Below are 14,541 nucleotides of genomic sequence, written 5' to 3' on the forward strand. Positions count from 1 at the left end.
TCGCTCACGCAGCTTGAGCGCGATCAGCCTTCCCGAAAGCGGCCTGCCGGGGTCTTCGCCGGATGCGTACTCGCGTTCGGGCTGAGGGCCCTCCGGGGAAGGTGCTGGCAGATTCAAACAGCGTGCGTAACAGCAACTTCGCGCGCTGAATTTTGGTCACATATGGGATGCGGAGTTCGGTTCCGAAGTCGGAACCAAAGCGGTTCGGCGCGCCAGTGCCGGGCGCTGCTCTGACGTGCCTGTTGCAAAGCAGCACGGACCTCACAATAGCCCGTAGCACTACGGTGTCTCCGTAGAAAAGGATCAGCCTCTCCAGCCGTCGGCTGATTCTCTCGTCATCCTTCAAATTGCGTCGAATCCGTAAGGCCCTTTTGAACGCGGGCATAGTTGTGTGCCACGTCAAAGGAGCACGCAATCTATCATGGCCATTATCAATGGAAGTGCCGGTGCTGACGTTCTGTTTGGCGGTACCGGAAATGATGTTCTGACCGGGGGAGCAGGGAGCGACACTTTGGTCATCTCGGAGGGGTACGGCTCCGATACCATCACTGACTTTCAGGCGGGTGTCGGCGGCGACGTGTTGCGGTTGCAGAACTCCGGCTTTGCAACATTCGCCAAATTCCTGGCAGCAGCCACCCAAGTGGGCTCCGATACGGTCGTCATGCTGCCGTCCAACGAAACCCTGACGCTGCAGAATTTCACGCTTTCGATCTTGGTGGCCAGCAACGTCGCACTGGACAATCCGCTGCTAGCGACCGGAACGGCGTGGAACTGGGCGGGTACCGCCCCTGCAGGCGGCACGCTGACGACTGGAGCGACAAATGACGGCATGGAGGCCGTTGGTGGTGGCGTTACGCTGGTCGGTGGGGCGGGGGACGACACCTACTATGTCTATGACCACAACACCAAGGTCGTCGAACAGGTCGCCGAGGGCATCGATACCATCCGTGTCTGGAACATCAACGGATACAGCCTCGTCAATGCGCCGAACGTCGAGAACCTTGTCCTGACGGACAGCGTTCCGTCCCCCGCCACCGGAAATGATCTCAACAACATCATTGTCGGCAACGCCGGCGACAACGTGATCGATGGCGCGCGGGGCAACGACGTGCTGACCGGTGGGGCTGGTCGCGACACCTTTGTCGTCAACGCGGGGAACGGAAGCGACATCGTCACCGACTTTCAGGCCGGCTCCGGCGGGGACATCCTGCAGCTCAACAATACGGGCCTCAAGACGTTCACCGATGTTACGGCGGCCATGAAACAGGTCGGCACCGACCTCGTCCTGACGATCGCCGGCGGCGAAACGATAACCCTCGAAAACACCAACCTCCAGAATCTCGCGGCTGCGAATGTAAACATCGTCAGTCCCCTGACCGGAATGGTTCTGACCTTCAACGACGACTTCAATTCGCTCTCCGCAGGGCAGGATCCCAGCCTGACCTGGCGCACGAGCTATGCTTGGAGCGGAGCAGCAGGCTACGGGCTGGCCGGCGAACAGGAAGTGTATGTCGACCGCAGCTTTTCCGGGCTACCGGCAACTCAGGCATCGGCGGCGCTTGGACTTAATCCGTTCTCGATTCAGGACGGCCACCTCGTGATCACGGCGCAGCCCTTGCCTGCGAGCGCCACTCCTTATTCAGGCAGCGCCATTTTCTCCTCGGGCATGATCTCGACTCAAAACAGCTTTACCCAGACCTACGGCTATTTCGAGATGACCGCCACGCTGCCTAGCACAAGCGGCGCGTGGCCGGCGTTTTGGATGTTGCCGAGCACTGCCAATAACCTCAACTCGGAAATCGATGTGCTCGAAGCCTTTGGTCAGGACCCTGACCAGGCGCATTGGGCCATTCACTCACCTTACGCGCCTGCGACGAACGGGGCTTGGGCCAATACGGCCAACCTGACCACTGGAGAGCACACGTTTGCGCTCAAATGGACGCCCTACGACCTGACATTGTTCGTCGACGGGAAAGAGGTCGCACAGCAGGCGACGCCCTCCGACATGAATACGGCGATGTACATGATCGCCAACCTGGCGATGGGCGGGAGCTGGCCGGGCAACGCCACTCCAGGATCGACGGCGACGATGACCATCGATTCCATCACGGCCTATCAATTGCCGGAGTACACGCTTGCGAACTACGCCCTGCTCACCAGTGGCGCGCCGACCAACACGATCGCGGGAAGCGCGGCAGCAGACACACTGACCGGCACATCCGGCAATGACCTGATCGCCGGTGCAGGAGGCGCCGACGTCATGACCGGCGGCGCCGGCGATGACACTTATGTCGTGACCAATTCCGGTGCGAAGGTTATCGAGGCCTATGGCGGAGGCATCGACACCGTAAACTCCTCGGTGACGTATACGCTTTCGAGCTACGTCGAAAATCTGACGCTCACCGATTCGATGGTCATCAATGCCACGGGAAATATTCAGTCCAACATCATCATCGGCAATTCCGCGGCCAACGTGATCACCGGCGGGCTCGGCAATGATATCCTGACCGGGGGCGGCGGCGCGGATAACTTCGTATTTAACTCCGGCGACGGTTCGGACATCATCACCGACTTCTCGCCGGGATCGGGCGCCGGACACGATGTTGTCCAGTTGAACGGCTTCGCCTTTACCTCATTCGCCGACGTTCAAGCGGCGATGAGCCAGGTCGGAAACGACGTGTATCTGAAGCTGACGAGCCAGGATACCCTGGTGTTCCGCAACACGACGGTCTCGGCGTTTACCAGCGACGACTTTCAGTTGCCTGCGACGCCGCCGGTCGGGGGGACGATCACATCCTGGATCAGCGGGAAAGCGAGCAGCCGCATGGTGTATGGCACCGCGGCGAACGACAAGCTCTCGGCGCTCAATATCGATGACACGCTCATCGGAGGGAACGGCGACGACACCTACGTCATCGGAAGCGCAAACCAGAAGATGGTCGAGAATCCCGGCGGCGGCATCGACAGTGTGGAGGCATGGACGTCGCACACGCTGTCCACGAACGTCGAAAACCTGACGTTGATGATGGGCGGGCTCGCGGGTGTCGGCAATCAGATGACAAACCGTATGGTCGGTTCGAGCGGCGACGACGTCCTCGATGGTGCCGGCGGGAATGACTGGCTCTCCGGAGGAGCCGGAAACGATACGTTCATTTACAATGGAGGCAGCGGCAACGATACGGTCGCCGATTTCCACGTCTTCACGAGTGCGACGGCCGAACACGACAAGCTGAGTCTGAAAGGCTACGACAGTGGCGCCTATTTGACCCATGTGAACGATGTGTGGACCGTTCACTACGCGGGTGGAGCGGATACGCTGCGCATTGCCGGCGTCACCGGCTTGACGTCGGCGGACTATTCATTCATTTCCGCGACGAATTCGCCGATGGCGATGAGGTCTATCGCCGTGCCGACGATCTCGGCGGTCAACGACAGTGGCTCGATCGTGTCGGGCCTCATCAATACAAATCATCTGGTCCTCACGGGTCGCGCGCAGGCAGGTTTAACCGTCAAGGTTTTCGACGGGGCAACTCAGATCGGCACGGCGATCGCCGACGGCAACGGTAGCTGGAGTATGGCGACGGCATTGCTGGCTGAAGGCGGCCACGCTTTTGCCGCCTCAGCGATGGACGGGGTCGGAAACCTCACCGCGCTTTCAGCCGGGGTCAATGTCACCATCGATACGCTCGCCCCGAACGTGCCCAAGCTCGTGTCGTTCTCGCCAGACAGCAACGTTGCCGGCGATGGCATCACCAATGTCAACCACGTGAATTTGACTGGAACCGCGGGCGCCGGGAGCACCGTTCAGGTCTTCGACGGAGCGACGATGATCGGAACGGCCCTCGCCGATGCCAACGGAGCCTGGTCTTTTGACACAGCAACGTTGGCGGACGGTAATCACACCTTTACCGGCAAGACCGCGGACGCCGCCGGAAACGTCAGCGCTTCCTCCGGCGCGTTGAAGGTCGCGGTCGATACGCGTGCGCCGGTTGCACCTATCCTGACCTCGGGCGCGCCTGGAGCTTCGGGCGGAATAATCGTTTCCGGCACGGCCGAGGCCGGAAGTACTGTCCGCCTGTACGAGGGCTCGACTTTGCTCGGCACGGGCATCGCGGCGACGAGTGGGGCCTGGAGCGTCACCACCGGGGCGCTCACGGCAGGGCAACACAGCTTCATCGCGACCGCCACCGACATCGCCGGTAATTTGAGCCTGCTTTCGAACGCTTTCAGCTCCGCCGTCGGTACGGTGATCGAAGCGGCGGGCACGACATCGCTTATCAAGTCGGGAAGCAACTTCTATCTTTCGACGGCCGGCTCATCGGTGATCCTGAAGAACGGCGGAACAGCGGTTGTTGCGGGGCAGCTTGGCTCATGGGTGCCAGTGGCTGCCGAAGCGTCATCGAATGGCTATCTCGTCGCGTGGAAGATTCCTTCGACCGGCCAGTTCGCAGTCTGGAGCACCGACAGCAACGGCAATTTCGTATCCAACTATTTGAACAAGCTGCCCGGCACCGATCCGGCTCTTACGTCGACCGAGACCCTCTTTCACCAGGATCTCAACGGGGATGGCGTGATTGGTCTTCCACCAGCGCCTCAGAAGGTTTCGGGCACGACAATCGAGGCGTCCGGCTCAACCAGCCTGGCTCTGGTTGGCTCGAATTACTTGTTCGACGCGATGGCCAGCGGCGCGGGGCCGACCTTGAAGTACGGTGGCGTAGCGGTTGTGTCAGGACAGTTCGGCGCCTGGACGCCGGTGGGCGTTGAGCAAACGACCAGCGGCTATGATGTAGCCTGGAAGATTCCGGCCACCGGCGAACTCTGTGTGTGGACCACGGACAGCAATGGCAACTATGTAGCGAACCTCCTGAACAAGATGTCCCCGACCGATCCTGCTCTTAAAGCAGCCGAGACGATTTTTTATCAAGACCTCAATGGCGATGGTGTCATCAATACGTCATCGACCATTCTCAAGATCTCCGGAAATGTCGTATTGAATCTGGGCAATATGTCACAGGCCGTGACGGTCGACCCGGGCGCCACGCTCGAATTGTCTGGCGCCGCTTCCGGGTCGATCACCTTCAAGGCGTCAACCGGCAATCTGGTGTTGGACCGCGCGTCACAATTTACGGGAACGCTCATCGGTCTGACGGGTGACGGCACCGCGTCCAATTCCAACCATATCGACCTGAAGGACATCGCGTACGGAGCGGGAACGTCGGCGTCCTTTTCCGGCAACACAGCCGGTGGCGTGTTGACCGTGGTCGATGCTCAAAATCGCACGGCACATATCTCGCTTGTTGGCGACTACACCAATTCGACCTTCAATCTCTCGAGCGACGGATCCGGGGGCACGCTGGTCATCGATCCTCCGAAGGCCGGCTTCGATTTTTCGGCGGTTGCGCCGTCGCAGCCGCCTGCTGCCGCACCGGCCGTCGGCCCCGCGCGCCTGGGGGACGGTGGCTTCGTGTTCGAGCAGTCCGCTAGCTCCAACGGACATGACATAATCGGCGAGGCGTTTGATCAATCGGCCGGGGCAGTGCTTCTCTCGGCGACCACTTGGCCAGGTGTTGACACAGGCGTTCATCAGGTCGACGCCGTTCACGCGATCGCCGGGATCGATGTCCATCTGGCCGCGTTGCACGGCTTCATCCTCTACTAAAGGCCTTTGCCTTTCGAAAAACGTTGCGCAATACGCGTTTCGCCAGTGCCCGTTTCCCCGCGAAGAAGGTCATGGGGAGGAGATATGATGCATAGGCAAGCGCCAGCAGCGTAGCCAGCCCAGCGAAGGAGTTTCCATCCAATGAGATGATCGCAATGCTTGTGACGGCCGCCGCAACGCCACAACCGATCCAATGCGGGACAGTCGTCTTGATCAGGCTCGTTGTCGTCACCGGGCCATGACGACCGATCGATATCGCGTAAAGCGGCAGCACGATGCTGCAGTTCACCAGCGTATACGCCGCGGCGATTCCAAGCGCGCCCCAGGGAAGACCGATGAGGAATGAGGTCACGTTGATCAGGGCGGTCCAAACGCCGAGCCTGAAGTACTCCTTACCACGGCCTTGACTGAGGAATAGCCAAGCTGCCGTCGCGGTCGCGACCTGAATCAAGCCCGCAACGCCAAGCCAAGAAAAAATCGGGGCGGCACCCACCCAATGCTCGCCAAGGAGAACTCTGAAGAGCGGCTCCGAGAGCAGGATGGCGAAGACGATGCCCGGCTGACATATCAGCATAACCATGGAAAGGGCATCGTTGTAGGTGCTCAGATATCTCTCCTTCTCGAAACGAAGCCGTGAAAGCAACGGGACAATCACCTGGCCGATGGGGTTGTGTAATTGGATGATCGGCAGCAGCAACAGCTTATAGGCCCGATCGTACAGGCCGAGTTCGTCGCCGCCTCGAAATTTGCCGATCAGAATGTTATCCGCATTTCTCGAGAGATAGTTGGCCAGATTGAACCCTGACACGTGCAGGCCAAATCGCGCCATGTGCCGCGTCTCGCTGTCGAGATGGGGATATCCAGGGCGATAGCCAGAGTACGCCCAGATCCCGACTGTCGAAATGAGCGTGACAACGAGCGAGGACAGGTAAAGTGCCCAATAGTCTCTCAAGATGATTACGGCGACGATCCCTGCGGCAACGGAAGCGGTTGTCGCACCGACATCCAGGATTGCCAAGGGCTTGAACCGGGATTCTCTGGCAAGTAGCGCCGCCGGAACGGTCGGAAGGCCAGCAATGAAGCTTAGGCCGGCAATTGCGATCATGAGCTGTTGAAGCCTCGTATCGCCGTAAAACAGCGCAGCCGGATGGGCGCACAACGCCAGAACGAGAGCGGATGCCGCGGAAGCGAGCACCGATAGCCAGAACAGCGCATCGATCTGGCCCTTGGCGATTTCCGTGCGTTGAATGATGGCCTGTCCAATGCCGACGTCCTTGATGAGCCCGAGGAACGTTGCAGCCGTGGCAGACATGGCCAGCAGGCCGAAGTCTGACGGGGCAAGATTTCGCGTCGAGAATATCGTCAAGACAAAACCGGCCGTCAGTTTCCAGGCCTGGGACCCGCCCGTTATGAGGATGTTGGTTACGGCCCGTGACTTGCTATCTCTGTCCAACGAGCTTCCCCCGCCACCTCAACAGTCTTGCGCGGACTTGCGCCTACCAGCAATGCCGCGGGAAATCCAGCGCCCTGATCGATGGCGGTTCCGATCGTCTCCGGCTTTTAGCTTGGCCTTGACACGAACGGAAGACGTGATCGGGCGATGTGGGATCGGCGACCTGGGCGAGCCTGGTTGAAATAGGTTCAAATGATGGCCTGACCGTCACCAATGTCAATGCGGAGACTTGTAGTCCGATCGATGCGCGCAGTGTGTCCTATTTCGACTCGCGGTGCTGAGGTTCCCGTGAGATGATTTTGTGAGCACTCACACCAGCGGAAGGGCAACATGCGCCTGCGATGTTTCCAGACCACTGCTGATTCGATATGTTCGGTTGATCTCGATGGCGAAGCACCGGAGTTCGAGACGGGATGACGTTGTATACCGTTGCATCACGGCAGGGAACCCGGTCTGGCGTCACGACACTTGCGGGACCTCTCTTCCTCCTTGCAGTAGCCGTCATTCTTTCGGCGATTTCGCGGCGGGCCGTCACGCATCTCGCGCGCTGGTCTGACATTTACGCCCTGGTGCTGGTTTGCTTGGCATTTGCCGGCGCGCTCGCCTTCAACTCCATTCGCTACCGTGATTTCTCGCCGCCATTGCGGATCACGGCCGTCGCGATCGGAATGGCGATCTTCGTGCAGTTGTTGTTCGATTCATTGGGGCCTTTTGCGGGGCCTCCCAACATCCTGTTCGGTTCGAGCGATAAAACACTGTTCTTCCGCTACGGTGCGGTGCTTGCGGTTGTGGCAGGAATAGCCGCGGTCTGGCGACCTTCATTTCTGCTGCCGCTGTTCTACTTCTATCATGCATGGCGCGAAATGGTGAGCGTCGTGTCCGGCATCTTCGTGACCGAGACCGATTATCTCGGCATGCTCGACATCGGTAACTTCGTCGTCCTTGGCGTGCTCGGCACGATCGTCCTCACCAGCGCCCCGGTGATCGATCGCGTGCCGCGGCTGCGCACACTGTTCGCTTCCACAGACAACGTGAAGCAGCTTCGCGATCGCACCTATGGCTTGATTTGGGCGTGCGCCGTCGGGGCGCATCTCGGCAGCTATTTTTGGTCGGGAATATCAAAGCTGCAGGCTGGTGGCGAGAAGCCATGGACCTGGCTGCTCGCAAATCCGACGCAAACCTCAATCCTGATGGGACTGGAACGCGGCGACGCCCCGCTCGGCCTATGGCCGGGCGCGTTGCAGACGATCTGGGACGCGATCGCGAGCAACCAGCTGATCTTCAACGTCTTCGTGCTGGGTGCCCAGCTCCTGTCGCCCCTGGCTGCGATCTCGACGCGCGCGCTGTCGTTCTTCTGCCTGCTCTTCGACATCTTCCACATCGGCGTGTACTTCACGCTCGGGGCTCTGTTCTTCTTCTGGATTGCGCTCAACCTGTTCATCGTAGCCGCGGCACGCATGCTGCCGCGTGATGGGTTTACCCCGGTGATGAAGGTTGTGATGGTCGTGACTGTCATCTGTGGCCGGCTCTTCTTCTACACCAATTACCTTGGATGGCTGGACGGGCCGAAGCTGGCGAGCCCGCGGCTTTTCGTTGAGACTCGGGATGGTCGCCAGATTCTTGCGCCTTCCACGTATTTCGGTATCTACTCGTACATGATCGGAACCGGAACCATGTACATCCCTGAGAATCATTTCCGGGCTCGCGTTGGCGGCAACAACCACGATCTTGCGACTTGGCACGACGCGACGGACTGCGGCCCGGAGATCCTTGCGCGTCAGGACACAGGCGTGGCCATGGAGGCGGTGGAAAAATTAGTCCGCGAGACGGATCGCTTTTTCCGTGTCCATCCCTGGGTGAAGGACAACAACAGCTTCTATGCCTATCCGCACCACATGCTCTCCAATCCATGGCTGTATGGAGAATTCAACAAGCTGACCATGGACGATATTGTCGCCTATCACTATGTGGTGGACTCAGTATGCCTCGGTCTGGTGGAGGGCAAGCTTGTGCGCGACGTTCGGAAGCGAACGGATTATCGAATTGCCCCATAGCGATGACGATATCTGGGTAGTCTATGACGGCGAATGCCCGTTATGCAGTCGCTATGTTCTGCTGTACCAGTTGCGGGAACGTGGGCAGCGCATTCACCTGATCGACGCGCGTTCGGAGCATCCAATCATAGGCGATATCCGCGCGCGCAACCTCGATCTCAATGAAGGCATGGTGGTTCGCTGGCGTGGGCAGCACTACTATGGGGCAGATGCAATGCATCTGCTGGCAACGCTTGCCGGGAAAGCGACGCTCTTCAATCGCTTCAATCGGCTCGTGTTCTCCCGGCCACGCCTCGCAAGGGCACTTTATCCGGCGCTGGTGCGCGGAAGGAAGCTTCTCCTCCAAGTTCTCGGCCGCAAGCTGATCGTTGAAATCAATGCTCCAGAGCAGCGGATACCGGTCGGTCCTTCCGACGAAGACATCAAGCACAACGACGGGGTCGGGTGACGATTGGAGGAAGGCTCCAGCGCGACTCCTGTGCAGGAAGCGGGCGTCAGGATTATCGCATCGCGGCCTGGTAGGCCGGAGAGAAACGCATCAGACCGCAGCGGACAAGATCGTCGGATGATTGGTAGATCAGGCTTTTGGGATAGATGAGCTCGAATGACGGATTCTGATCGAGCCGCTCCGCGTAGCGTTGATACTCGACCGATCCGAGATAGTAGTTCCCCTCACGGACCGCGATTGCGACCTTATCGGTGAAGTCGTGGAGAAATTTGAAATGGAGCAGGGCGCCTGTGACGTCGCCTGGCTTGCCTGGTGGAGCCATCAGGTGACCGGCGGCGATATAGCGCCGGCCAGGCAACCAGCGCGCGAACGGCACTTTAGTGAGCAGCGGTGGCTGCCAGCGCGTTATGTTGACTGCAGGCAGCAGCCGCGCCAGCCCATATGGCTCAAGCAACTGTACAAGTGCGTCGTAAAGCGCGATCTTCGGCGGCATCGGTTCGTCATAAAACAGCCTCGCTCGCGCACCACCCACCAGGTAGCTGGTCGGAAAGCCGCGCCGACGGCGCTTCACATAGGTATCGGAATCGAAGTAGGAGGAGAAAGCGAGGAGGCTCTCGCCGGCATGGTAGCGCTCCGGACCGCCGAGCCAGCGTGGATACATATCGACCATCTCCGCGGTCATGCAATCAGCGCCGACGCTCTCCAGATAACGGCACAGCCATCGAAGATCAAAATTTTCGCAGCCGGGGTAGACAAAGAGTTCGTCGGCGTCGAGCGTCAGCGCCCACCGTCCTGGCGCGAATTGGTCGAGCACGGCGCTGGTCCAACGCGCGCCACCACTTGATTCTGCAAAGGGCTCCCGGATCTCGAACACGTGAACGTCCGGCTGATCGAGCAGGAATGCTCGCGTGCCGTCATCCGAACGGTCGTCGATTGCGAGGAAACGTCCGACCCCGAGCCGGCGATGATGGCGCAGGAAATCGGGTAATCGCAGCATCTCGTTCCGGAGCTTGCCGACAGCCACGATCTCATCGGCGCCGAAGTCGAGCGGCCGGGTGTCGATCCGGTGAATGACCGGATCGGGGCGCTGCTTGGTCCGTGATCGCGTTGGCGTCACGACAGCCGCTTGACCCCTTACAATCGACTGTTGTAACGCGTTCTGCGCGCGGTTCCCGCCCGCCGCTGCTCTCGCCAGCAATTCCATAGAGTGTCCAGCCAACCGATCACATCTGCATTATTTACGATAAAAGAAGGCGAATATAGGTGCTATGGACGGTCACGATGTCCCAACGGTTGATCTAGCCTCATAAGCCGTGGTGAGGGACAATGTGCGCCTCTTCTTTGCAATCGAGGAATATCGGCCGGCGGCTTCGCGCCGGTTCTAAATAAATTGCATCGCCATTCGTTCCCAACCGTCTTGAGCATACAGTGATGTGTCGCGGCAGCTTGTTGCGCATTCGTCTCGTCCGAAAGCATTTGCGCCAGTTGATTTTGTGCAACACAGCCACTGAAGTTTCAAGGAGCTGACATCAAAGTCAAAGGAAGGAGCCTCCGCCACGCATTCACACGCGTATTCAGTTGGGTGCAGGAGATCTTTCGGTTGAGCAGATTAGCGCTGTGGCCACCAGCTGGTGCGGAGCATCACGCGTGCGCGGGATCATGCCGCGTAAACGAAGCGCGCTCACAAGCACACCGCCAGGAATGCGGCCCTGCGGGATGATCTGCATGGTAATTAATCAGGTGCGGAGCTTCTACAGGAGGATGTGTCAATGAACCGGCCAAGAGCACAACTCCTCGCTGGCCGCTCATGATAGGGGCTGACTAGAAGGCAATTTGCGATTCAGGCATCTGCGGTGATGCCTCCGACTGCACTTGGTCGAGCACCGAGAGGTTCGCGATGAGCAGATAGACCAGCAGGCTCGCGCAATAGACGACTTGCAAAATCACCGCGCCGGCGACGAATGCTATCGCGCCCGTGGCGAAACCCTGCTCGAGGGCCAAATACCACGATGCAACTAGGATCAGCGCCGTTGCGGGAATAAGCGCGTATGCGCGAAGAAATCGCCCCAGAACAACTCCCGCCACGGCGCTGGCAATCATCAGCACGATCAAAATCTGCCCTCCTGCTCTTGCACCAGAGATGTTCCGGACGCATAACAGGCCGTATTGTAGCCACAGAACCGCTAAACAGATACCACTTTTGCGCAGCGGACGCCAGTCTTTGGTGCGCCTGCCGCTGCGGTGCGGGCGGGCGGTTCTTTCCCGGAACGTGTTCGGCCATTGACCCGGTTCCTTTGACCCCAGTCTCTCCGAAATCTGCTGCTTTGTTCCAGGGGTTTAATTCTTCAACGCGAGTGGTCGACCTGGCAACGGGCCGACCCGCAGATGCCGCAAGAGACTTGTGACCAACACGCCCCGGGAGGCGAGCGGCCTACCTTTCCTGTTTTTTGCGCAGCAGGAGCCCGACCAGTTCTTCGAGGCTCTGCTCAATCTCCACGGACTGCAAAGATCGCGTGTCGGGCTTAGACAAAGGAGGCTCGATGAGACGCAAGTTTGCGCCGGCAGGCCGGGCGGGTTTCACTGGGTTCGGCTCCCCGACGGATATGCCTTGAAACGACTGAGGCATGTCATGGCTCGTCCGCTCAGGCATTGCGGGATGGGATGAGGCGGATCGCGTCCTGGTGCTTTCATCCGAAGACGGTTGCCTGGTTCTGAGCACGGGGGAAACGTAGGGTTGCAAGTTCAAGTACTCAGTGTGCCGCTTACGAGAGATCAGCTCGCGCGTGGCATAGCCGGCAGCGAAGCCAATCGCGAGCAGAACGAATATGATGAGGAGGCCTCCCATCAAACTACACGTGTCCGCTCATAATTCTGCCTCACAGTCAACCTGCTGCCGTCTTTATCCTATCGTTGATAGCTGCCGTAATTGACGATTTGAAGGCACGTCGTCCGCCGAGTTCGAGTTGGGCTGCGCTCGCCTGAGCCTAGTTGCTGGTCAATGTGCCCTCCGTCTGGCATCGCCCTCGAAAGTAATGCGACAGCCCTTTATTGACAGCTCGCTCAACGTAGCGAGCATCGCAACAGGAAGCCACGAACACTGAGATCGCCGTCTTGTCATTACAATCCCCAGGTTCCACCATCATAGCCGACAGCCCCGCGCAGAAAATCGGGGCTATCAACGGTTTTCGCGGACTCGCCATCATGATGGTGATCCTGTTTCACCTGCTTGTTCCGTTCACATCCAGCGCGCCGGCGTTTCCCGGAGAACTTGATCCGAATGGTTTCCTAGCCATTGTCGCGAAGCACGGCTTCCTCGGCGTAAATATCTTTTTTGTGCTCTCCGGATTCGTTCTGTACCTGCCCTATCGCACAAAGAAGCGAGCCATCGATCGGCTCGCCGACTTCACACATTTTTATTCGCATCGCGCAGTCCGGTTGCTTCCGCTTTATTATACGGTCGTCCTGGTGACGGTTGCACTCCATGCCAAGTCGCCTGCTGGATCGCACGCGTGGTATCTGGAGCTCGGCGGGCTTCTATCTACGCTTTTCATTTTTGTGCCGCATGGGTTTATGCCCCCCTCCAATCCCGTATTGTGGTCCGTAGGCGTTGAAATCTGGTTCAGCCTTTTGTTTCCGCTGCTGATTCTTCTGATCGCCCGCTTCGGCCTTGGATGGGTGTTGCTGTCGAGCGTCGTCATCTGCTCAGCTTTCGTGGTGGCTGGGCATCTTATCGCGGTGGATCGGATTGGGATGTTTCGCCCGTTTGTGGGCGGAATATTTGGGTCGTGTTACCAGTTCATTTTCGGAATGTTGGCTTGCGATCTCTACGTCAAGTCCAGGAACAGCGTTTCAGCCAGGAGATTTCAGTCGCGCGGGCTGCTGCCCGGACTGCTGCTGATGATTGCCGCCATATATCTCAAGGATAACGGCCCCTGGGCTGTGAGCATTCTCTATGCCACGATCTTTTGCGCCGGGTTTTCCATGCTGCTGCTGGCGGTCTTGTGCGGGGCCTGGTCCGCAAATCGCTTGTTCGAAGCATGGCCAGTTCAAGTCGTCGGATGCATGTGCTACAGCATCTATGCGTGGCATTCGGCCATTATGGTTGAAATGATCCCGCCTGATACCTCTTCGTTAAATGACACGCTTCGATTATCATTGCCATATCTCACGATAGTGATCGCGCTGAGTGCTTTGAGCTACCGCTATATTGAGTTTGGCCATCAGCGTGATTGGAGGGCTTTGTTCTTGTTGCGCAACACAAAGTCCAACGAGGTCCCCGGCAATCAGGGATTCATTGGTGATCATGCCGACTCTAAGGCCTCTGCATCGTCCTGAAAGAACGATTGCTATTGGAACACGTGCGATGCCGCCATTGGCATCGGGTTCGGGTCGCTAATTTGATATTTGGTTTCCACTTCTCGCGGCCGGTGTCGTCGTTGCGCTGCCTTTCGTAGCCTTCGATAGATCTGGCCTACTGTGGCGGAGTATCCCAGCTGCCATTGAAATCGCGCTGCCCTTACTGATGTTTTGACTGTGCGGAACCTCAAGCGTCACTTCCTCTATCAGAGGTGGACGTGAGTACTTGGTTGCTGGTAAGCGCGCGTTTGTGCGCTTGGATCGGCAGCGAGCCAGGACGTTGGCTTTCTGGCTAGAAATGTACCTCGGGACCTGAAACGATGGCTGAGCAAGGTTGGGAAGTTGTTGAATTCGGGCGAGACCTCGTTCGAGCGGCACGAAACCGCGGCCAAAAGCTTGAGCGAGGGCTCGCTTGAGGACCTTGAGGCGAGGGCGTCGGAGTTGATGGGCGGCGGACGTGGCTAAATCGGCTCGTGACAGATGACTTTGATCCGGATCTTCGAACAATCGCGCGGTGGCAACGTCGTAACTGCGGTGATGCAACAGCTCTCGCTTATATCACACTGGCAAA

The 14,541-nt window shown here is 58.7% G+C and carries 7 protein-coding genes; 4 read left to right on the plus strand and 3 right to left on the minus strand.

Annotated elements, in window-relative coordinates; translation table 11 throughout:
• Nucleotides 1–421 precede the first annotated feature (421 nt).
• Nucleotides 422–5,659 carry an Ig-like domain-containing protein gene (locus IVB13_RS20915; protein ID WP_247490263.1) on the plus strand — a complete coding sequence of 1,746 codons (5,238 nt, stop codon included), beginning with the start codon at nucleotides 422–424 and terminating at the stop codon, nucleotides 5,657–5,659.
• On the opposite strand, the gene IVB13_RS20920 is transcribed toward IVB13_RS20915, so the two are convergent.
• Nucleotides 5,646–7,112, minus strand: coding sequence for a lipopolysaccharide biosynthesis protein (locus IVB13_RS20920; protein WP_247490265.1), 1,467 nt, complete (start codon nucleotides 7,110–7,112; stop codon nucleotides 5,646–5,648). The genes IVB13_RS20915 and IVB13_RS20920 overlap by 14 nt on opposite strands.
• Nucleotides 7,113–7,525: 413 nt before the next feature.
• Between IVB13_RS20920 and IVB13_RS20925 the strand changes: the two genes are divergently transcribed.
• Together IVB13_RS20925 and IVB13_RS20930 are read left to right on the plus strand one after the other, a co-directional pair.
• Nucleotides 7,526–9,166 (plus strand): hypothetical protein, encoded by a 1,641-nt coding sequence (locus IVB13_RS20925; protein WP_247490267.1) that lies wholly within the window; start codon nucleotides 7,526–7,528, stop codon nucleotides 9,164–9,166.
• Entirely contained in the window at nucleotides 9,120–9,614 is a 495-nt protein-coding gene (locus tag IVB13_RS20930) for a DUF393 domain-containing protein (RefSeq protein WP_247490269.1), read from the plus strand. Before IVB13_RS20925 ends, IVB13_RS20930 begins: the two co-directional genes overlap by 47 nt.
• Nucleotides 9,615–9,666: 52 nt before the next feature.
• Here the strand turns inward: IVB13_RS20930 and IVB13_RS20935 are convergent, their stop codons facing one another.
• Nucleotides 9,667–10,818: a glycosyltransferase family 2 protein gene (locus tag IVB13_RS20935; protein WP_247490271.1), complete on the minus strand. Its 1,152-nt coding sequence runs from the start codon at nucleotides 10,816–10,818 to the stop codon at nucleotides 9,667–9,669.
• Nucleotides 10,819–11,435: 617 nt separating this feature from the next.
• Nucleotides 11,436–11,726 carry a hypothetical protein gene (locus IVB13_RS20940; RefSeq protein WP_247490273.1) on the minus strand — a complete coding sequence of 97 codons (291 nt, stop codon included), beginning with the start codon at nucleotides 11,724–11,726 and terminating at the stop codon, nucleotides 11,436–11,438.
• A 999-nt stretch (nucleotides 11,727–12,725) separates the two neighbouring features.
• Between IVB13_RS20940 and IVB13_RS20945 the strand changes: the two genes are divergently transcribed.
• The gene (locus tag IVB13_RS20945) at nucleotides 12,726–13,949 is read left to right on the plus strand and encodes an acyltransferase (RefSeq protein WP_247490275.1); all 1,224 of its coding nucleotides are present in this window, start codon (nucleotides 12,726–12,728) and stop codon (nucleotides 13,947–13,949) included.
• The last annotated feature ends 592 nt before the right edge of the window (nucleotides 13,950–14,541 follow it).

Source organism: Bradyrhizobium sp. 17 (genome assembly GCF_023073515.1).
Classification (GTDB): Bacteria; Pseudomonadota; Alphaproteobacteria; order Rhizobiales; family Xanthobacteraceae; genus Bradyrhizobium; species Bradyrhizobium canariense_D.

What these genes read in the sequence shown, in the direction of transcription:
- IVB13_RS20935 (WP_247490271.1), bottom strand. Translation starts at nt 10,818, where the DNA reads ATGGAATTGCTGGCGAGAGCAGCGGCGGGCGGGAACCGCGCGCAGAAC.
- IVB13_RS20925 (WP_247490267.1), top strand. Translation starts at nt 7,526, where the DNA reads ATGACGTTGTATACCGTTGCATCACGGCAGGGAACCCGGTCTGGCGTC.
- IVB13_RS20915 (WP_247490263.1), top strand. Translation starts at nt 422, where the DNA reads ATGGCCATTATCAATGGAAGTGCCGGTGCTGACGTTCTGTTTGGCGGT.